The 19,370-nt window shown below is 59.9% G+C and carries 18 protein-coding genes; 11 read left to right on the forward strand and 7 right to left on the reverse strand.

From position 1 onward, the window contains the following. Positions 1-69: 69 nt before the first annotated feature. Together AB4O11_RS13250 and AB4O11_RS13255 are read right to left on the reverse strand one after the other, a co-directional pair. Positions 70-1,002 (reverse strand): DUF4880 domain-containing protein, encoded by a 933-nt coding sequence (locus AB4O11_RS13250; RefSeq protein WP_460130850.1) that lies wholly within the window; start codon positions 1,000-1,002, stop codon positions 70-72. After that, positions 999-1,487 (reverse strand): sigma-70 family RNA polymerase sigma factor, encoded by a 489-nt coding sequence (locus AB4O11_RS13255; protein WP_093436181.1) that lies wholly within the window; start codon positions 1,485-1,487, stop codon positions 999-1,001. The genes AB4O11_RS13250 and AB4O11_RS13255 overlap by 4 nt, the downstream gene beginning before the upstream one ends. A 190-nt stretch (positions 1,488-1,677) precedes the next feature. On the opposite strand from AB4O11_RS13255, the gene AB4O11_RS13260 reads away from it, so the two are divergent. From AB4O11_RS13260 to AB4O11_RS13290, 7 genes are all read left to right on the forward strand, one after another. Beyond that, positions 1,678-1,983 carry a DUF3649 domain-containing protein gene (locus AB4O11_RS13260; protein WP_016986986.1) on the forward strand — a complete coding sequence of 102 codons (306 nt, stop codon included), beginning with the start codon at positions 1,678-1,680 and terminating at the stop codon, positions 1,981-1,983. Further along, a complete protein-coding gene (locus AB4O11_RS13265) occupies positions 1,980-3,566 on the forward strand; it encodes a PepSY-associated TM helix domain-containing protein (RefSeq protein WP_460130853.1) in 1,587 nt (528 codons plus the stop codon). The genes AB4O11_RS13260 and AB4O11_RS13265 overlap by 4 nt, the downstream gene beginning before the upstream one ends. Beyond that, the gene (locus AB4O11_RS13270; protein WP_093436188.1) at positions 3,566-3,892 is read left to right on the forward strand and encodes a DUF3325 domain-containing protein; all 327 of its coding nucleotides are present in this window, start codon (positions 3,566-3,568) and stop codon (positions 3,890-3,892) included. The genes AB4O11_RS13265 and AB4O11_RS13270 overlap by 1 nt, the downstream gene beginning before the upstream one ends. A 1-nt stretch (position 3,893) precedes the next feature. Further along, on the forward strand, positions 3,894-4,460 hold the full coding sequence (locus AB4O11_RS13275) for an RNA polymerase sigma factor (RefSeq protein WP_116254636.1): 567 nt from the start codon (positions 3,894-3,896) through the stop codon (positions 4,458-4,460). Next, a complete protein-coding gene (locus tag AB4O11_RS13280) occupies positions 4,457-5,446 on the forward strand; it encodes a FecR family protein (RefSeq protein ID WP_460130856.1) in 990 nt (329 codons plus the stop codon). Before AB4O11_RS13275 ends, AB4O11_RS13280 begins: the two co-directional genes overlap by 4 nt. Positions 5,447-5,652: 206 nt before the next feature. Continuing rightward, positions 5,653-8,082 carry a TonB-dependent siderophore receptor gene (locus tag AB4O11_RS13285; protein ID WP_320335756.1) on the forward strand — a complete coding sequence of 810 codons (2,430 nt, stop codon included), beginning with the start codon at positions 5,653-5,655 and terminating at the stop codon, positions 8,080-8,082. A 126-nt stretch (positions 8,083-8,208) separates the two neighbouring features. Beyond that, complete coding sequence (locus tag AB4O11_RS13290; protein WP_093436202.1) at positions 8,209-8,790, forward strand: hypothetical protein; 582 nt, start codon at positions 8,209-8,211, stop codon at positions 8,788-8,790. 12 nt (positions 8,791-8,802) lie between these two features. Here AB4O11_RS13290 and AB4O11_RS13295 read toward each other — a convergent pair whose 3' ends face one another. After that, positions 8,803-9,678, reverse strand: a complete 876-nt coding sequence (locus AB4O11_RS13295) for a helix-turn-helix domain-containing protein (RefSeq protein WP_460130859.1) — start codon at positions 9,676-9,678, stop codon at positions 8,803-8,805. Between the two features lie 139 nt (positions 9,679-9,817). Between AB4O11_RS13295 and AB4O11_RS13300 the strand changes: the two genes are divergently transcribed. Next, the gene (locus tag AB4O11_RS13300; protein WP_460130861.1) at positions 9,818-10,720 is read left to right on the forward strand and encodes a DMT family transporter; all 903 of its coding nucleotides are present in this window, start codon (positions 9,818-9,820) and stop codon (positions 10,718-10,720) included. 19 nt (positions 10,721-10,739) lie between these two features. On the opposite strand, the gene AB4O11_RS13305 is transcribed toward AB4O11_RS13300, so the two are convergent. The 4 genes from AB4O11_RS13305 to AB4O11_RS13320 all read right to left on the reverse strand — a co-directional run bounded on the left by AB4O11_RS13305 (position 10,740) and on the right by AB4O11_RS13320 (position 15,064). Further along, the gene (locus tag AB4O11_RS13305; protein ID WP_093436210.1) at positions 10,740-11,249 is read right to left on the reverse strand and encodes a DUF2165 family protein; all 510 of its coding nucleotides are present in this window, start codon (positions 11,247-11,249) and stop codon (positions 10,740-10,742) included. Between the two features lie 148 nt (positions 11,250-11,397). Next, positions 11,398-12,372, reverse strand: coding sequence for a 2-hydroxyacid dehydrogenase (locus tag AB4O11_RS13310; protein ID WP_099758044.1), 975 nt, complete (start codon positions 12,370-12,372; stop codon positions 11,398-11,400). Between the two features lie 949 nt (positions 12,373-13,321). Beyond that, the gene (locus AB4O11_RS13315) at positions 13,322-13,696 is read right to left on the reverse strand and encodes a DUF6124 family protein (RefSeq protein ID WP_093436220.1); all 375 of its coding nucleotides are present in this window, start codon (positions 13,694-13,696) and stop codon (positions 13,322-13,324) included. Positions 13,697-14,095: 399 nt separating this feature from the next. Beyond that, positions 14,096-15,064: a LysR family transcriptional regulator gene (locus AB4O11_RS13320; RefSeq protein ID WP_007914118.1), complete on the reverse strand. Its 969-nt coding sequence runs from the start codon at positions 15,062-15,064 to the stop codon at positions 14,096-14,098. A 275-nt stretch (positions 15,065-15,339) separates the two neighbouring features. On the opposite strand from AB4O11_RS13320, the gene AB4O11_RS13325 reads away from it, so the two are divergent. The 3 genes from AB4O11_RS13325 (at position 15,340) to AB4O11_RS13335 (ending at position 19,362) form a co-directional block, all read left to right on the forward strand. After that, positions 15,340-16,839: an efflux transporter outer membrane subunit gene (locus AB4O11_RS13325; protein ID WP_460130866.1), complete on the forward strand. Its 1,500-nt coding sequence runs from the start codon at positions 15,340-15,342 to the stop codon at positions 16,837-16,839. Between the two features lie 140 nt (positions 16,840-16,979). Next, positions 16,980-19,172 carry an FUSC family protein gene (locus AB4O11_RS13330; RefSeq protein WP_460130868.1) on the forward strand — a complete coding sequence of 731 codons (2,193 nt, stop codon included), beginning with the start codon at positions 16,980-16,982 and terminating at the stop codon, positions 19,170-19,172. Continuing rightward, a complete protein-coding gene (locus AB4O11_RS13335; protein ID WP_007914106.1) occupies positions 19,162-19,362 on the forward strand; it encodes a DUF1656 domain-containing protein in 201 nt (66 codons plus the stop codon). Before AB4O11_RS13330 ends, AB4O11_RS13335 begins: the two co-directional genes overlap by 11 nt. Positions 19,363-19,370 lie beyond the last annotated feature (8 nt).

Genomic DNA, 19,370 nt, shown 5'->3' on the forward strand with positions numbered 1-19,370 from the left:
TGAATCAAGGGGGCTTTCCTTCTCTGTCACGCCAGATCTGAAAAACGGCTCATTTATTTTTGAGTTTTTTCAGACCCGCGCTTCGACGGTCACCCAGTAGCGGGTAAAGCGCCTCACCTTCACCGGCAAACTGATTTCCAGCAGATCAAGAATCCGCTCGCTGTCGTCCAGCGGGTAAGTTCCGGAAATCAACAGGTCGGCAACGTTCCGGTCGCAATTGAGCTGGCCGCGACGATAGCGGCCGAGTTCATCGAGGAAGTCGCCCAAGCGCATGTGCGCCGCCACCAGCATGCCGTCGGCCCAGGCGCCGCTGTTCGCGTCCAGCGGTTTGGCCTCGCTGACCGATGCCGAGGTGAAGCTGAGCTGACGCGCGACCGGCAGCAACATCGGCGCGCGTCCATTACCGCTCAGTTCGACGCGACCTTCGAACAGCGCAATCTGCGTGCGATCGGCAAACTGACGCACATTGAGGCGCGCGCCTTGGGTTTTCAGAAGGCCCTGAGCCGTGCGCACTTCGAAAGATTGCGCGGCCGTCAGGAGGATTTCGCCTTCGAGCAAGCGGATCAATCGCTGCGCACCGTCGACGTCCACGGCACTGGCGGTATTGAGTTGCAACTTATCACCGCCACCCAGGGAAATTTTGCGTCGCTGCCCCAGCGGGCTGCGGTAATCAGCGAGCAGCGACGGCACAGGATTGTGCTCGCGCATGCCCCAAGTGACCGCCGTGCCCGCGCCAAGAATCAGCAAAAGTTTCAGTGCCTGACGACGACTGCCGGACTTCGGCCCGTTCAACGCCGCGTGTGCCAGCGGCGACGACACACCGCGCAGACGCTGATTGACCCGCTGAATATGCTCCCACGCCCGGCGGTGTTCGCTGTGTGCCTCCAGCCATTGTTGCCAGGCCTGTTGCTGGCGCGGGGAGAGCGTGCCCTGCTGCATTTCCATCAGCCAATGCACGGCCTGTTCAGCCACTTGGGAGGAGAAATCCGGCACGCGGTTCATAAGGCGAAGTAGCAGCGCATGGCAGCTTTGTTCAGGTGACGTTTGACCGTGGCCACAGAGATGTCGAGTTCAGCGGCGATCTGTGGATACGTCAGGCCATCGACCTGCGCCAGCAAAAAGGCGCGTTTGACCTGACGCGGCAAACCGTCGAGCAATTCATCCAGCTCCATCAGGGTTTGCAAGATGATCGCCTTGTCTTCTTCCGACGGCGCGACCATGTCCGGCATCTGCGCCAAGGTGTCGAGGTAAGCGCGTTCGACATCCTGACGGCGGTAATGATTGAACAGAACGCGCTTGGCCAACGTCGTCAGAAAGGCGCGTGGCTCGATGATCATCGGCGGTTCGCGGGCGGTCAGCACCTTGATAAACGTGTCCTGCGCCAGATCCGCTGCGCTGTCCGGGCAGCCGAGTCTGCGCCGCAGCCAGCCGGTGAGCCAGCCGTGATGGGCCTGATAGAGCGATTCGACGGGATGGGCGGACGACAACGGTATTACTCCGGGCGCTTGGTGGCGCGGTAGAGAGTATGCGTTAGAGAACAAGAACTGTTCGCATTGTAAGGGGCGAAACGCTTTACCGGCAATCAGATGCTTTTGCGTATGAGAATATTTATCATTAATATTGCTCGCCTGTAGGTTCGGCTGATCGGCCGGACGTTTTTCGTTTCAGGGTCGAAACATGAAAGGCAAGCTCGCCACACTTCCCATGTCTTATCGTCTGGCCGTCACCTCACGGGTGTTGGCGGCGGTGTTTGGCGGCTATCTCGTCGCGGCGCTGGCCAGTGTCACCCTGACGCTGTGGCTGCCGTTGAGCCGCGCCGAAGCGGTGGTGACCGGCATGACCATTTCCTTTCTGGTCTATCTGGTGGCGGTGCTCTGGTGTTTCGCCTGTCGTACGGCGTGGTCGGCCTGGGTCGGTTTGCTGGTGCCAAGCGTGATTCTGGCGACCATCTCTGGCGCAGCACGTGGATTGGGCCTGGCATGAAAGAGGGCTTTCGTCAGGCGATGGCCTGGCTGCACACCTGGGCCGGACTGCTGTTCGGCTGGTTGCTGTTCGCGATTTTCCTGACCGGGACGCTGGCCTATTTCAAAGATGAGATCAGCCACTGGATGCAGCCGGAAATCCCCGCGCGATCGGTGAGTGCCGAGACGAGCCTGACGCTGGCCCAGGATTATCTGCAGCAACACGCGGCCGGCGCCTCACGCTGGCTGATCGATTTGCCTGATGCCCGAGATCCCGGCCTGACCGTGCGCTGGCAGCCAGTGCCGGCCAATCCCGGTGAGCGCGGGCGCTTCGAGTCGAAAACCCTCGACGCGCAGACCGGCGCCGAAGTGCAGGGCCGCGACAGCATGGGCGGCGAGTTCTTCTATCGCTTCCACTTCCAGTTGCAAATGCCCTATCCGTGGGGCCGCTGGCTGGCGACGATTGCCGCGATGGTGATGTTCGTTACGCTGATCACCGGGATCATCACCCACAAGAAAATCTTCAAGGACTTCTTCACCTTCCGCCCGCGCAAGGGGCAGCGCTCCTGGCTCGACGGGCATAACGCGGTGGGTGTGCTGGTGTTGCCGTTTCATTTGATGATCACCTACAGCAGCCTGGTGATTTTCATGTCGATGGTCATGCCGGCGAGCATCGTCGCGTCGTACGGCAGTGACGTGCGCACGTTTTATGACGAAGTTTTCCCCGCCTCGAAAACGCCCGAACGCGCCGACAGCGCGGCACCGTTGGCGGCCATGGCGCCGCTGTTGAGCAAGGCCAGCGAGCAGTGGTCGGGCGGCCACACGGCGCGTCTGTCAGTGAGCAATCCGGGGGATGCCAATGCCACGGTGGTGCTGTCCCGTGCGGGCGACCGTGTGGTGCATGATTTCGGCCGCGCCGTGACCTTCAACGGGGTGACCGGGCAAATGCTCGGCAGCACACCGGAGCAGCCAATGGCGATGGCGGTGGGTGGTGCGTTCTATGGCTTGCACATGGGCCACTTCGCCGGGCCGCTCCTGCGTTGGCTGTATTTCATTTGCGGATTGGCCGGCACGGCGATGATCGGCACCGGGCTGGTGATCTGGTTGGGCAAGCGTCAACTCAAACACGCCAAGAGCGGCCTGATGCCGTTCGAGCTGCGGTTGGTTGAAGTGCTGAACATCGCCAGCATGGCCGGCTTGGTTGCGGCGGTGGCTGTATTTTTCCTGGCTAATCGACTGTTGTCAGTGAGCTTTGCCGAGCGCGCAGATTGGGAGGTGAATGCGTTCTTTATCGCTTGGGCTTTGAGTGTGCTGCACGCGCTGCTGCGTCCGGGACGAAAGGCCTGGGTTGAGCAACTCACCCTGAGCGCCGCGCTGTTTGTCGCGGTGCCGCTGGTCAATGCGCTGACCACCCCGTGGAATCTCGCCGTCAGCCTGATGCAGGGTGATTGGGCGTTAGCCGGGTTTGATCTGACGTGCCTCGCAACCGGTTTCTTCCTGGCTTGGGCCGCGTGGAAAATGCAGCGTGCCGGCAGCACCGTCAGCATTAAAAAGCCCCGCCGCGAACAGGCCCGGCCGATCACCCTTGAACAAGGGGCGAACTGATGCTCTTGCCCTTGTTGCTCACCTACACCGGATTCACCGCGTTGTGCCTGTCGATGCCTCGCCACCACGATGAATTGCTCGGTCACAAACCGTCCACGCGTCGCCGTCAGGGCCTGAAAGTCGGCGGATGGTTATTGCTGTGTTTGTCGCTTTGGGCGGCGGTGAAGGCCAACGGCTGGAGCTTCGGCCTGGTCGACTGGTTCGCCGTGCTGATGCTCAGCGCCTTGGCGTTGGTCTTGTTGCTGCCGTATCGCCCGCGTTTCGTATTGGCGCTGGCCGGGGTCAGTCTGCTGGCCAGCCCGGTCGCCGCATGGGCGCAGTGCTGAAGTGCTGATCGGTCTGCCGCCGGAATCCCGCGACGACGAGCCGCGGGGCGCGCGTGCGCATTTTCTTCAGGTGTTCCTGTCCCAGCGTTCGCAAATGGAAGCGCTGGTGAACCGGCGCGTCGGTTGTCGGGCGACGGCGGCGGACCTGGTGCAGGATCTGTTTCTGCGTTTCTGGCGGCGGCCGCTGGTGCAGGTCGAAGAGCTCAGTACCTATCTGTTGCGCTGCGCCGGCAACATCGCCATCGATCATCTGCGCAGCGAAGGCACGCGCACGCGGGTCAACGAAGGTTGGCAACCGGACGCGCCGCACAGCCACGGCAGCGAACCGCAAGCGGCGCTGGAAGCGGGCAATGATCTGAAACATGTCGAAGCGGCGTTGCGCGCCTTGCCCGAGCGCACCCGGCAAATCTTTTTGCTCAATCGCATTCACGGCCGCAAGTATGCGGAAATCGCCAAAGCCATGGGCCTGTCCCAAAGTGCCGTGGAAAAACATATGATGCGCGCCCTCGAGGCCTGCAAGGCCAGCCTGCGCGAACCCGCGCCACGCCTGCCAGGGAAAGCACCGTGAAGCCCGCCGATTCCGTTATCCCCACGCCCGCGCAAGAGCAGGCCGCGTTTGCCTGGTTGAGCCTGCTGCATGATCGGCCGAGTGCCGGCGATCAACTGACCTTCAGCCAATGGCTGCGGGCCGATCCGGCGCACGCCGAAGCTTACGCACAGGCTCAGGTTGTGTGGGAGTTGAGTGAAGGCCCGGCGCGAACATTGGCCGATGAAGAAGCCTTCGCGTTGCAGGGTTACCTTCATGCGATGGACCGCCCGCGTCGTTTGCCCGTTTTGCGCTGGTCGGGCGCGCTGGCGATGGCCGCGTGTCTGTTGCTGATGGTCAGCCTTGGCACCCGTTGGCAGCCGCAGCGCTGGATCGATGATCTGGGCGCCGATTATGTCTCGGCACCCGGTGAGATCCGCACGGTGACACTGGCCGATCAATCGCAAGTGACGCTGGATGGCGACAGTGCGATTGCCGTGGATTTCAGTCATGGCGAGCGGCATGTGCAATTGCGTCGCGGTGCCGGTTTCTTCAGCGTCACACATACGGGGGATCCGTTTGTGGTTGCGGCGGAGCAGGGTGAGGCGCGGGTGCTCGGCACGCAATTCGAAGTGCGCCTGCAACCTCACGGTGCGCAGGTTACGGTGTTGTCGGGGCGCGTTGGTGTGACGGCGGATCGTGATGCTGAGCAGCAAATTCTTACGGCCGGGCAGCAGGTCGCTTACGGTGACGGTACGGCAGAAAAACTGCATACGGTGGACAGTGAGACGCAGTTGGCCTGGCGTCAGGGCTGGCTGACTTATTACAAGTCGACACTGGCTGATGTGGTGGAGGATTTGCGCCGTTATTACCCCGGGCGGATTGTGTTGCTCAACGATGAGCTGGCGGCGCGCAAGGTCAGTGGCAGTTTTCCGAGCAAGGATCCGCAGGCCGTGTTGAGTTCGCTGCAAGGGGTGATGGGGTTTGAGCAGCATCAGGTGTTGGGTCATCTGATTATTTTGCGTTGAGGCTGCTGGCCTCTTCGCGAGCAGGCTCGCTCCCACAGGGGAACGCATTCCAAATGTAGGAGTGAGCCTGCTCGCGATGGAACCCGATCGAACACCACAAAAAATAATTTTCAAATGTTGGTGAGGTAAACCTCAGCCCCATCCGTGTAGTGACTGAAACTGCGAGTCATTCGCATCCGTTGCGGTTCTACACAGGTCATTGAGCAATGAAGTCCAGGGCAAAATCGGGTTCGGTCAAACAATGGTTAGGCGTTTCGGCACTGAGCTTTTCGGCATTGGCGCTGTTGCCGCTGAGCGTCGCGCTCGCCGCTGAAACCATCAGCAGCCAGGCGCAAAAGCAGTTCAACTTTTCCCTGGTCGCCAAACCGCTGCCGCAAGCCTTGAGCGACTTCAGCCGCGTCACCGGGCAAAGCGTGGTCTACACCGACGAAGCGCCCTACGGCCTGACAGCTCCTGCCGTCAATGGCCAGATGAGTGCCGAGCAGGCACTGCAACGCTTGCTCAGTGGCTCTGGCCTCAACTTCCGCCGCACCGATAGCCACACGCTGGCGCTGGAGCCTCAGCCTACTGAAGGTGCGCTGAATCTCGGCGCCACGACCATCACCTCGACCCGCGATGAATCGATGAGCTACCAGCCACCGGAGACCAGTTCGGTGATGCGCTCCTCAGCTTCGCTTCAGGAAGTCCCGCAAACCGTCAATGTCATCCCGGCGCAAGTCATCCGCGATCAGGCGCCGCGCAATCTGGATGACGCACTGGCCAACGTCAGTGGCATCACCCAGGGCAATACTTTGGGTAGCACTCAGGATTCGGTGATGACGCGCGGTTTCGGTGACAACCGTAATGGCTCGATCATGCGCGACGGCATGCCGATCGTGCAGGGCCGTGGCATGAACGCCACGGTCGATCGGGTTGAAGTGCTCAAAGGCCCGGCCTCGTTGCTCTACGGGATTCAAGACCCGGGTGGCGTGGTCAACCTGGTCAGCAAGAAGCCTGAACTTACTCAATACAATGCGCTGACCTTGCGCGGTTCGACTTACGGTGACGGCAAGAACGGCAGCGGTGGCACCTTCGACAGCACCGGCCCGTTGGGCGATTCCGGGCTGGCCTATCGCATGGTGCTCGACCACGAAGACGAAGATTACTGGCGCAACTTCGGCACCCACCGTGAAACCCTGATCGCCCCGTCGCTGGCTTGGTTCGGCGAGAGCACCAAGCTGTTGTTCGCCTACGAACACCGCGAATTTCTCACGCCGTTCGACCGTGGCACGCTGATCGATCCGCGCACCAATCATCCGCTGGACATCTCGCGCAAAGAACGCCTCGACGAACCGTTCAACAACATGGAAGGCCGTTCGGACCTGTATCACTTTGAAGCCGATCACGAGCTCAACGACGACTGGAAAGCCCACTTCGGCTACAGCTGGAACCGCGAAACCTACGACGCCAGCCAGGTCCGCGTGACCGCCATCGACACCAAAAAGGGCACGCTGACCCGCAGCATGGACGGCACCCAGAACGCGATCAGCACCGACCGTTTCACCACTGCCAGCCTCGAAGGCAAGGTCAATGTGCTGGGCATGCAGCATGACCTGGTGTTCGGCGTCGATGACGAGTACCGCAAGATCTACCGCGAGGACTTGATCCGCCAGAAAAGCCTGACCACCTTCAGCTACCTCAATCCGGTGTACGGCCGCGAGGTCGCCGGTACGACGGTCAGCGCTCCCGACAGCGCGCAGACCGATGAACTGCGCAGCGATTCGGTGTTCCTGCAGGACTCGATTCACCTCAACGAGCAGTGGATTCTGGTCGCCGGCGGGCGCTTCCAGGAATACGACCAGTACGCCGGCAAAGGCGTGCCGTTCAAGGCCAACACCGACAGCAACGGCCAGAAGTTCGTCCCGCGCGCAGGTCTGGTGTATCGCTACACCGACGCCTTGTCGTTCTACGGCAGCTACACCGAATCGTTCAAACCCAACTCGACCATCGCCCCGCTGAGTGGCAGCAGCACCGTGCTCGACGGCAGCATCGCCCCGGAAGAAGCCAAGTCGTGGGAGCTGGGTGCGCGGCTGGACATGCCGGGGCGTGTCACCGGCAACATCGCATTGTTCGACATCAAGAAACGCAACGTGCTGGTGGCCAATTCCGAAGGCCCGACGACGATTTACAGTGCGGCCGGTGAGGTGCGTTCGCGCGGTCTGGAAATGGACCTGACCGGTCAGTTGAGCGACCACTGGAGCATGATTGGCAGCTACGCCTACACCGATGCCGAAGTGACCGAAGACCCGGACTACAAAGGCAAGCGCCTGCAAAACGTGGCGAAGAATTCCGGTTCGTTGTCGGCGGTGTATGACTTCGGCAGTGTGATCGGCGGCGACCAGCTGCGTGTCGGCGCCGGGGCGCGTTATGTCGGTGAGCGTGCGGGTAACGCGGTGAATGATTTTGATCTGCCGAGTTATACCGTGGCGGATGCGTTTGCCACTTACGACACCAGGGTTGAGGGGCAGAAGGTCAAGTTTCAGCTGAATGTGAAGAACCTGTTTGATCGCACGTACTACACCTCGGCGGCGAGCCGGTTCTTTGTGTCGATGGGGGATGCGAGGCAGGTTTCGTTGTCGAGTACCTTGGAGTTTTGAGAACAGTGAAGTTAATGCGCTTTTCGGCGGCCCCTTATAGGTATTTTCGTTCTCAGCTACTGCATGGTAATTGTAAAACGATCTAAGTGCCTGTCAGTTATGACAGGTGCTTTGGGGAGGATTTAAATGTGTACTGTCTTCTCAATGTCTTTGGAAGAGAGTATTGCCATGTCAAATGACCATGTAGCTGGAGCCGAGGGTTATTTTTTAAAGCTCATTGCGAAAGAAGACTTCAACGGTGTGAAGCCTGATTCACCGGAGAGATTTTCGAGTCTGGATCTTGAACATTTTTCTCTACAAACGCTCGGTGGCGAAAACGGCGCTTCTATGTCGACGATTTTGTTTGAGTCGGATCAGCGTTATGTGGAGGGTCAGTTCGAGGGGACCGGGATTCAATGCAGCGGTGACCACCAGAATGAAAATGATTCTGCCGAACTTCGGATTGTTCTGAAACCTGAAAAAGTTCACCGTTTGCGCTTTGCATTAGATGTTTTTGCGACCCAGAATGTATCGCATATCGAGTTTTACGAACCATCTGGAAACGTGTTGAAACGCTTCGAAAACAAGCTCGGGTGGATCGATTATCAGGTACCCCTGCTGGACAAAGAAATAGCGAGTATTGCGCGTGTTTCTATCTACTATAGGGTCTATTTTGGGACACCGTATATTGATTCGTTTGAGCTGTGGCGATGGCAGAGCTTTGAGTAATTGCGGAATAAGTCATCGTAAAAACGCCTGTCGATACTCGCCAGGTGTTCCTCCCAAAATCTGCTTGAACCGATTGGTGAAATGACTCGCGCTGGCAAACCCGCACGTCAGCGCAATCTCACCCAACGGCAACGCCGTGCCGCGCAACAACTCCCGCGCCCGGCTCAGGCGCCGCGCCAGCACATATTGATGCGGCGGCAGGCCGAAACTGGTACGAAACATCCGCGCAAAGTGGTATTCCGACAGCGCACACAATCCGGCCAGTTGACCGAGGCTGATCGGCTCGGCCAACTGGTTGTCGATGAACTCCACCAGTTGCCGACGCTGGTGTGGTGCCAGTCCGCCCTTCAATCGCAAACCCTGACGCGCGCCGACCTGACTGAGCAAAGTGTGGCTGATCAACTCATGGGCGAGGCTGCTGGTTAGCAGACGCTCGGCTGGCTCGTCCCAATTCAGCGTCAGCAACTGCCGGAAGCGTTGCGCCTGTTGCGCGTCTTCGAGAAAGGTCTGCTCGCGCAACTGCATCTCGCGGGGTTCGCGATCGAGCAGCGTGACGCAACCGAGGGCGAATTGTTCGGCGCTGAAATACAGGTGCGCCAAGCGAATATCACCGTTGATCACCCAGCCCGATTCATGATCGGCCGGCAGGATGCACAACTTGTCCGGCCCGCCTTTTTGCCCGGGTTGATCGCGACGAAAGGTGCCGGTGCCACCGGCGATGTAGCAGGACAACGTGTGGTGGCTTGGCGCCTCATAATCCTGCGCATCGTGGTGGTTGGTCCACAAAGCGGCAGACAAGCCGTCACCGAGCTCGGCGCTGTGCACCAGGCGTGCGTTCGGCGAGCTGTTCAACGCTTGAAAGACTTGCAGGGTATCGATGGCGGCCATGGTCGGTTCTCTTCAACGCCTTGCATCCTACTCCGTAGACACCGCGCTGCCAGCCTGCCGCCAGACAAAAGCGCAAGAATCTGCAAGCGCACAAGCCTGACCCGGACGGACACTCAAGGCCTACCGAGGAGTGTCTGCCATGAACCTGTCGTTGTATTTGCTGACCGTGCTGATCTGGGGCACCACTTGGATTGCCCTGAAATGGCAGCTTGGCGTGGTGGCGATTCCGGTGTCGATCGTCTATCGCTTCGGTCTCGCCGCGCTGGTGCTGTTTGCGCTGTTGCTGCTCAGCCGTCGCTTGCAGCCGATGAACCGCCGCGGGCATCTGATCTGCGTGGCTCAGGGTCTGTGCCTGTTTTGCGTCAACTTCATGTGTTTCCTGACCGCCAGTCAGTGGATCCCCAGCGGTCTGGTCGCGGTGGCGTTTTCCACCGCGACGCTGTGGAACGCGCTGAATGCGCGGGTGTTCTTTGGCCAGCGCATCGCGCGCAATGTGCTGATGGGCGGTGCGCTGGGGCTGTTCGGCCTGGGCATGTTGTTCTGGCCGGAACTGGCCGGGCATCACGCCAGCCCGCAAACCTTGCTGGGACTCGGCCTGGCCTTGTGCGGCACCTTGTGTTTCTCGGCGGGCAACATGCTCTCGAGTGTGCAGCAGAAGGCCGGTCTCAAACCGCTGACTACCAACGCTTGGGGCATGGCCTATGGCGCAGCGATGTTGTCGGTGTGGTGCCTGGTCAAAGGCATTCCATTCGACATGGACTGGAGCCCGCGTTACGTCGGTGCGCTGCTGTATCTGGTGATCCCCGGTTCCGTCATTGGTTTCACCGCGTATCTGACGCTGGTCGGGCGCATGGGGCCGGAGCGTGCGGCTTACTGCACGGTGCTGTTTCCGGTGGTGGCGCTCAACGTTTCGGCGTTTGCTGAAGGGTACCAATGGACAGCGCCGGCGCTGGTCGGTCTGGTGTTAGTGATGCTGGGCAATGTGCTGGTGTTTCGTAAACCGAAAGCAGTGGTGCCGCCAGTACAGGGAAAGTTGGCTTGAAATAAACGAGCGCTGAACGTCAGCGCTCGACTTTCAAGGTGATGTAAATCATCACCGGGAAGATGAAGTCAACGATATGCCGTGCCCAGTCCTTGGCATTCCATGATTGCGAAGTGTCCATGTCGAACCATTCCACACCCACGGTTTGCAAGCACACGTAATAAATGAAGATGGCCGCGAGTATGCCCATGATCGAGAACTTCTTTGCCTCATGGAATACCTCGGCAGGGGCATTGATATGGCGCAACAACTGATAGGTACCCATCAGGCATAGCACGGTGTAGGTGACTTCCAAAGTAATGATGAACCAGTAAATCCGGTGATGAATCATCGGCGACTCGATGGCCCGATACTTGATGGTTTCGCTGGCAGTGGTGGTGTCCATGCTCAGGATATGGGCCACGTAAGTGTAGTTTGAGTCATAGTCGGTGAAGTTGTGGATCATCACCAACAGGCCAAAGAAACTGATGTAGGCCATCAATATAACTTTGCTGTAACGGATAAGTTTGTCGGTGGTCAGGGTGTTCAAGGTTTTGGCTCTCCATAGCGCTTGTCGATTATTCGGCAGCCAGGCAGAGCTTATAACGCTGTTGTTTGAATTGGTTTGTTGTTCAATTTCAAGTTGTGTATGGCAATAACTAACGGGCAAGTGCGATGTTGCACTTGCCCATATTTTTTTATCCGCGCCAGACTTGCGGGTTGACCAGATCCTGCGGGCGTTCGCCGAGCAGGGCGCTGCGCAGGTTGGCGAGGGCGCGATTGGCCATGGCTTCGCGGGTTTCATTCGTCGCCGAGCCGATGTGCGGCAGGGTCACGGCGTTACTCAACTGGAACAGCGGCGATTCGGCCAGCGGTTCTTTTTCGTAGACGTCGAGACCAGCGCCACGAATGCGTTTGTTTTGCAGGGCTTCGATCAACGCCGGTTCATCGACGACCGGGCCACGAGAGATGTTGACCAGAATCGCGTCGGGTTTCATCAAGGCCAGTTCGCGATGGCTGATGAGGTGGCGGGTCTTGTCGCTGAGCGGCACTACCAGGCAGACGAAATCGGCCTCGGCGAGCAGTTGATCGAGGCTGCGAAATTGCGCGCCGAGTTGTTCTTCGAGTTCGGTCTTGCGGCTGTTGCCACTGTAGATAATCGGCATGTTGAAACCGAAGTGGCCACGGCGGGCGACGGCGGCGCCGATGTTGCCCATGCCGACGATGCCGAGGGTTTTGCCGTGGACGTCACAGCCGAACAGTGGCGCGCCGACGCTGGCTTGCCATTGGCCGGCCTTGGTCCAGGCGTCGAGTTCGGCGACGCGGCGGGCGCTGCTCATGATCAGGGCGAAGGCGAGGTCGGCGGTGCTTTCGGTGAGCACGTCGGGGGTGTTGGTGAGCATGATCCCGCGTTCGTTGAAGTAGGCGAGGTCGTAGTTGTCGTAGCCGACGGAGACGCTTGAGACCACTTCCAGTTTTGTGGCGTTTTCCAGTTGTGCGCGGCCGAGTTTGCGGCCGACGCCGATGAGGCCGTGGGCGTGGGGCAGGGCTTCGTTGAATTGGGCGTTGATGTCGCCGGCCTTTGGATTGGGGACGATGACGTCGAATTCTTGTTGCAGGCGTTCGATCATGGGCGGGGTGATGCGGCTGAAGGCCAGGACAGTTTTTTTCATCGTTTTTGGCTCTTGTTCGGGCTTGATACCAAGCACGCTAACATTTTTGTTTTGGGGTGTCTTGGCGGCCTTTGGGCCGACCATGTTCTTTGGGTTTTTGGGTGTATATCCGTTGCTTCGGGGGCTGCGGCTGGCGGTTTCGCCCTTACGGCGACTCACTTTTTTACAAACGCCTAAAAAAGTAAGCAAAAAACGCTTGCTCCTACGTGCGGCCCGCTCGCTGGGGCTCGGGGTTCCTTCGCTGCGGGATCGATCCGGGCGCAGCGTCTCCGGTTTGCTTCGCTGCACCTACTCCCGCTGTGTTTGGCTACGCCAAACGGTCGCTGCGCTCCCACGCCCGGATCAATCCCTCCACTCAGCCTTCCGACGTCGCCTTACAGATCAAGAGCTGCAGCCGAGCTAACGCTCATCCTGTTGAGTGGTGAAGAGCACGGGTGTTCGGCTTTTGATTTGCGTTGTTTGCTGCCCCTCACCCCAGCCCTCTCCCGAGGGAGAGGGAGCCGATTTTTGGGCTTTCAAAGTCTGAGTTCGACTCGGTATCGCACGTCGGCGTACCTCGCCCAAACACCGCGATCAGTCCCCTCTCCCTCTGGGAGAGGGCTAGGGTGAGGGGCTCTTGATCTGATTCAGAATTTGTATTCGACTCGGTATTTCACGTCGGCGTAACTCTGCCAAACACCACAGTCAGTCCCCTCTCCCTCTGGGAGAGGGCTAGGGTGAGGGGCTCTTGATCTGATTCAGAATTTGTATTCGACTCGGTATTTCACGTCGGCGTAACTCTGCCATACACCACAGTCAATCCCCTCTCCCTCCGGGAGAGGGTTAGGGTGAGGGGCTCTTGATCTGATTCAGAATTTGTATTCGACTCGGTATTTCACGTCGGCGTAACTCTGCCAAACACCACAGTCAGTCCCCTCTCCCTCCGGGAGAGGGTTAGGGTGAGGGGCTTTTAGCTGTGTGCCGGGGATTGGGAGATTTCGTGGTTATCCAGCACCCGATTCACCGCCAGTTCAGCGAGCATGATGATCTGCTGAATCGCCAGAATCGTGCGCCGTTGCGGCAAGTCGATGTAGGCGGCGATGTCGCTGGTCATCAGGCTGGCTTGTGCCAGTGATTCGCAGGCGTGGACCAGCAGGCTTTCGCTGTCCTGTTCCGGTGCGACCTGGAACATGGTGCTGGGTTTGTGAAAGCGCAGGGTTAACGCGTTGGGTTTGAGGTAGTGGTCGAGGGCGCGCTCGGCGGCTTCGTGGAATTTCTTCGAACCGGGGAATTCGTAGGGGGTGGTGTCGTCGGTTTCGGGTGGATTAGGCGTTGGTTTGAACATAGGAAACATACTCGTGGCAAGTTGAGTTGAAGCTGCCACTTTTCGTTTTCCAGGCGAAAGGGTGGCAGCTGTGCGCGGACTGGAAAAACCGGTCAACTCACCAAAACCGGCAGGCCCTAGGGCCTCCCGCGCACAGCCGCCATAACATTGCGAGCTAAAAAGCGCCGCAGTATGCCATGAGCTTTGGTAGTTGAAATCGGGTTTTCCAGACCCGGTCGCTGATGCGTCAGCGACACCCAAATCCTAGCCAGCGCACTTCCGACGGACAACCTGCAAAACCTGTCGGAAACATCCGCGAAATCGCCGTTTCTGTAGGCTCTGCCGTAGGCTGCGATTAAACATCAAGATCAAAAAACGCAGCCTGCGGCAGCTCCTACGGGTTTCGTGGTGTGTTGAAAATCAGTTGGCGACACGCGCGCCGGCGAGGCTGCCGCTGAGTTCGTAGGCCGCCAATTCCGCCTGATGCGCCGCCAGAATCTCCGGCAACGAGCCGCGCAAATACTCGACCCACGTTTTGATTTTCGCATCCAGATATTGCCGCGACGGGTAGATCGCATACAGGTTCAGCTCTTGCGAGCGGTAGTTCGGCATGACCCGCACCAGCGTGCCGTTGCGCAGTCCTTCGATCGCCGCATACACCGGCAACACGCCCACGCCCATGCCACTGGTGATCGCGGTTTTCATCGCGTCGGCGGAGTTCACCAGAAACGGCGAGCTGTTGATGGTGACCATTTCCTGGCCTTCCGGGCCGTCGAAGGCCCATTTTTCCAGGGGGATCACCGGGCTGACCAGGCGCAGGCAGGCGTGGTTGAGCAGGTCGCTGGGCTTTTGCGCGGCGCCGTTGGCTTTCACGTAGGCCGGCGAGGCGCAGACGATGCTGTAGGTGATGCCCAGGCGTTGCGACACAAAACCCGAATCCGGCAGTTCGCTGGCGAGCACAATGGACACGTCGTAGCCCTCGTCGAGCAGGTCCGGCACGCGGTTGGCCAGGGTCAGGTCGAAGGTCACGTCCGGGTGGGTTTTGCGGTAGCGGGCAATGGCGTCGATGACGAAGTGCTGACCGATGCCGGTCATGGTGTGCACTTTCAATTGCCCGGCCGGGCGTGCGTGGGCGTCGCTGGCTTCGGCTTCGGCCTCTTCGACGTAAGCGAGGATCTGTTCGCAGCGCAGCAGGTAGCGTTTGCCCGCTTCGGTGAGGGCGATGCGCCGCGTGGTGCGGTTGAGCAAGCGGGTTTGCAGGTGGGCTTCCAGGTTGGAGACCGCGCGCGAGACGTTGGCGGTGGTGGTGTCGAGTTGCACGGCGGCGGCAGTGAAGCTGCCGGCTTCGGCGACACAACTGAAGGCGCGCATGTTTTGCAAAGTGTCCATGGGGTGCTCTCAAGGGAGATGGCAAATTGTGACACGAAGTTTCGGGGGCTGAGACCCCAGACTTAAGGATTATCTCGTTAACCGTAACAAAGATTCACAGAAATCCCAGCTTATCGCCGTACGGGGCCTTCCATAGAATTGCGCCGATCCCTGTAGGCGTTGCCGAAGGCTGCGATCTTTTGATTTTGTTTTAAGGGAATCAAGATCAAAAAATCGCAGCCTGCGGCAGCTCCTACAGAGGAAGCATCGATCCCCTCTCTCAGGAATTCGCAGCTGTGCCGCGTCGCATCAACAGAGCGCTTTTGCCGCTCAGTGTTCTGGCTTTTACCCTGGGTCTTGGCGGCTGCATCTCAACGGACGGAATTGCCCCACAGGGCACGGCAATGGAGGCCAATACACTGGCCACCGACGATGCCATCGCCCACGCCGCCCGTGACGCCAACTGGCCTACCGCGCAATGGTGGCAAGCCTACGGCGACCCGCAACTCAATCGCTGGATCGACCTCGCCGTGCAGGGCAGCCCGAGCATGGCCATGGCCGCTGCGCGAGTACGTCAAGCCAAAGCCATGGCCGGTGTCGCCGAATCCTCCGAGTCATTGCAGATCAATGGCGAGTCGACCCTCAAACGCCACAACTGGCCGACCGATCAGTTCTACGGCCCGGGCGATCTGGCCAACACCACCACCTGGGATAACAACGCCGCGTTGGGTTTCAGCTACGCGCTCGACCTCTGGGGCCGCGAAAGCAATGCCAGCGAGCGGGCGGTGGATCTGGCGCACATGAGCGCCGCCGAGGCGCGGCTGGCGCAGCTGGAATTGCAGAACAACATCGTCCGCGCCTACATCGAACTGTCGCTGCATTACGCGCAGCGCGACATCGTCGCCGCGACGCTCAAGCAGCAGCAACAGATTCTCGATCTGGCGCAGAAGCGCTTGAACGGCGGGATCGGCACGCACTTCGAAGTCAGCCAGGCCGAAACGCCGTTGCCGGAAACCCATCGTCAGCTCGATGCGCTGGATGAAGAAATCGCCCTGAGTCGCAACCAGATCGCCGCGCTCGCCGGCAAAGGTCCGGGGGCGGGCGCACAGTTGCAGCGCCCGACATTGTCCCTCGGTGCTGCGCTGAAACTGCCATCGGCATTGCCCGCCGAATTGCTCGGCCAGCGTCCCGATGTAGTCGCCAGTCGCTGGCAAGTGGCGGCGCAGGCGCGCGGTATCGATGTGGCGCATGCCGGGTTTTACCCCAACGTCGATCTGGTCGGCAGCCTCGGCTACATGGCTACCGGCGGGGGCGCGCTGGAGTTTTTGACCGGCAAGAAACTCAACTACAACGTCGGGCCGGCGATCTCGCTACCGATCTTCGACGGTGGCCGACTGCGCGCCGAGTTGGGTGAAGCCTCCGCCGGTTACGACATCGCCGTGGCGCATTACAACCAGACGCTGGTCAATGCGCTGAAGAATATTTCCGATCAGTTGATCCGCCGCGAGTCGATGGACAAGCAGCAAGGCTTCGCCGCCGAGTCGGTGGCCACGGCGCAGAAGACCTACGACATCGCGATGATCGCTTATCAGCGCGGCCTCACCGATTACCTCAACGTGCTCAATGCGCAGACGTTGCTGTTCAAGCAGCAGCAGGTGCAGCAGCAGGTGCAAGCGGCGCGGTTGAGTGCGCATGCCGAACTGGTGACGGCGCTGGGCGGTGGACTGGGGGCCGGCAACGATGTGCCGACCGCCGAGAAAACCCAAGTGCCGAAAACCCCGGTTCTCCTGCGTTGAACACACATCAAATTGTAGGAGTGAGCCTGCTCGCGATAGCGGTGTATCAGTCAACAGAAATGTTGGATGTAAAATCGCCATCGCGAGCAGGCTCACTCCTACAGGGATCGCGTCTTGCCTGAATTCTTGAGCACAATTGAATGACCCCCTTGCCCGCACCCCTGCGCTGGCTCTACTCCCTGGAATGGCGCCGTGGTTTCTTCGACTGGGCGCGCAGCGATGGCGTGACCTGGGTCTACATCTTCAAGGTGTTGATCGCCGCATTCCTAACGCTGTGGCTGGCCATGCGCCTGGAATTGCCGCAACCGCGCACGGCGATGATCACCGTGTTCATCGTCATGCAGCCGCAGAGCGGCCAGGTGTTTGCCAAGAGTTTCTATCGCTTCCTCGGCACGTTGGCCGGGTCGGCGATGATGGTCACGTTGATCGCGTTGTTCGCGCAAAACACCGAGCTGTTTCTTGGCTCGTTGGCGATCTGGGTCGGCATCTGCTCGGCCGGTGCCGCACGTTGCCGCAACTTCCGCGCTTACGGTTTCGTCCTCGCCGGTTACACCGCAGCGATGGTCGGATTACCGGCGCTGGCGCACCCGGACGGCGCATTTATGGCGGCGGTATGGCGGGTGCTGGAAATCTCGCTGGGGATTCTCTGCTCAACCCTGATCAGCGCCGCGATCCTGCCGCAAACCGCCAGCGCGGCCATGCGCAACGCCTTGTATCAGCGCTTCGGCGTGTTCGCGCTGTTCGTCACCGATGGCCTGCGCGGGCGCAGCAAAGCCGAAGCTTTCGAGGTGAGCAACGTGCGCTTTATCGCCGAAGCCGTGGGGCTGGAAGGGCTGCGCAGCGTGACCGTGTTCGAAGACCCGCACATGCGTCGGCGCAACGGTCGCCTGAGCCGTTTGAACAGCGAGTTCATGGGCATCACCACGCGCTTCAACGCTCTGCATCAATTGCTTGAACGCTTGCGCGGCAATGGCGAAGAACATGTGGTTGCCGCGATCAGACCGGGTTTGCAGGATCTCGCCGAAGTGCTTGACGGCTTCAGCGGTCGTGCCCTGACCAGCCCCGATGCTGCGCGTTTGGCGACAGCGCTGGCGACCTACAAGGAAGGGCTGCCGGCACGGGTTCGAAGCTTGCGGGCAACCTTTCAGGACACTGACCCGAGCGAAGCCGAACAACTGGATTTCCACACCGCCTACGAATTGCTCTACCGCTTCGTCGACGACCTGCACAGTTATGCACAGACCCACGCGTCATTGGCCGATCACCGCCACGAACGTGAGCGCTGGGACGAGCCGTTCACCCCACAAACCAACTGGTGGGCAGCCGCTGCGTCGGGCATTCGCGCCTCGTTCATTCTGGTTGTGCTCGGCAGTTACTGGGTCGCCACCGCATGGCCAAGCGGCGCGACGATGACGCTGATTGCCGCCGCTACCGTGGGCCTCTCCGCCGCTACGCCGAACCCCAAACGTATGGCATTTCAAATGGCCTGCGGCACGTTTCTCGGCGCGCTGATCGGCTTCGTCGAGATGTTTTTCATCTTCCCGTGGATCGATGGTTTCCCGCTGCTGTGCGTGATGCTCGCGCCGGTGATCGTGCTCGGTTCGTTCCTCACGTCGCGGCCGCAATACGCCGGTGTCGGCCTTGGGTTGCTGATCTTTTTCAGCACCGGTTCGGTGCCGGACAACCTGACCATCTACAACCCGTACACCTTCATCAACGACTACATCGCCATGGTCATGGGCATGCTGGTCTGCGCGGCGGCTGGGGCGATTATTCTGCCGCCGAACAGCCGCTGGTTGTGGAAACGGCTGGAGCAGGATCTGCGTGGCCAAGTGGTCTATGCGATCAGCGGAAAGCTCAAAGGCCTGGCGTCGAGTTTCGAGAGTCGCACCCGTGATTTGCTGCACCAGGCTTACGGTCTCGCGGCCGGGCAGCCGAAGGTGCAGAAGAACCTGCTGCGCTGGATGTTCGTGGTCCTGGAAGTCGGCCACGCGATCATCGAGCTGCGCAAGGAGCAGGCGATTTTGCCGGTGCACCCGGCCTATGCCGAATCGCAACCGTGGCGCCAGGCGATCCGCGTAATGGGTCGCGCGCTGGTGCGGCTGTTTCTGCAACCGAACGCCAGCAATCTCGAACGCGCACTGGTCGCTGTCGATCATGCGATCAGTCGCGTGGCGGCGACCGATGAGCCATTCGCGCCGCACTTCGATACCTCAGCATTGCGTCGGGTGAAGAGCTATCTGCACTTCATCCGCACTTCGCTGCTCGACCCGCAATCTCCACTCGCTGCCTACGCCGTCGCCAAGCCCGAAGGACTTGCCCATGCCTCGTGAAATCGCCTTCCACGGCGTGTACATGCCGACCATGACCTTGATGTTTTTCATCGCTGCGGCACTGGCCTGGGCGGTGGACCGCTTCTTGTCCGGGTTCGATCTGTATCGCTTCTTCTGGCACCCGGCGCTGTTGCGTCTGAGTCTGTTTACCTGTCTGTTCGGCGCCATGGCGCTGACTGTCTACCGTTGAGAACGTCC

It is taken from the genome of Pseudomonas sp. H1_D05, from assembly GCF_054682705.1.

What these genes read in the sequence shown, in the direction of transcription:
- AB4O11_RS13285 (WP_320335756.1), top strand. Translation starts at nt 5,653, where the DNA reads ATGAAGTCCAGGGCAAAATCGGGTTCGGTCAAACAATGGTTAGGCGTT.
- AB4O11_RS13260 (WP_016986986.1), top strand. Translation starts at nt 1,678, where the DNA reads ATGAAAGGCAAGCTCGCCACACTTCCCATGTCTTATCGTCTGGCCGTC.
- AB4O11_RS13300 (WP_460130861.1), top strand. Translation starts at nt 9,818, where the DNA reads ATGAACCTGTCGTTGTATTTGCTGACCGTGCTGATCTGGGGCACCACT.
- AB4O11_RS13290 (WP_093436202.1), top strand. Translation starts at nt 8,209, where the DNA reads ATGTGTACTGTCTTCTCAATGTCTTTGGAAGAGAGTATTGCCATGTCA.
- AB4O11_RS13330 (WP_460130868.1), top strand. Translation starts at nt 16,980, where the DNA reads ATGACCCCCTTGCCCGCACCCCTGCGCTGGCTCTACTCCCTGGAATGG.
- AB4O11_RS13265 (WP_460130853.1), top strand. Translation starts at nt 1,980, where the DNA reads ATGAAAGAGGGCTTTCGTCAGGCGATGGCCTGGCTGCACACCTGGGCC.
- AB4O11_RS13310 (WP_099758044.1), bottom strand. Translation starts at nt 12,372, where the DNA reads ATGAAAAAAACTGTCCTGGCCTTCAGCCGCATCACCCCGCCCATGATC.
- AB4O11_RS13250 (WP_460130850.1), bottom strand. Translation starts at nt 1,002, where the DNA reads ATGAACCGCGTGCCGGATTTCTCCTCCCAAGTGGCTGAACAGGCCGTG.
- AB4O11_RS13315 (WP_093436220.1), bottom strand. Translation starts at nt 13,696, where the DNA reads ATGTTCAAACCAACGCCTAATCCACCCGAAACCGACGACACCACCCCC.
- AB4O11_RS13335 (WP_007914106.1), top strand. Translation starts at nt 19,162, where the DNA reads ATGCCTCGTGAAATCGCCTTCCACGGCGTGTACATGCCGACCATGACC.
- AB4O11_RS13270 (WP_093436188.1), top strand. Translation starts at nt 3,566, where the DNA reads ATGCTCTTGCCCTTGTTGCTCACCTACACCGGATTCACCGCGTTGTGC.
- AB4O11_RS13295 (WP_460130859.1), bottom strand. Translation starts at nt 9,678, where the DNA reads ATGGCCGCCATCGATACCCTGCAAGTCTTTCAAGCGTTGAACAGCTCG.
- AB4O11_RS13320 (WP_007914118.1), bottom strand. Translation starts at nt 15,064, where the DNA reads ATGGACACTTTGCAAAACATGCGCGCCTTCAGTTGTGTCGCCGAAGCC.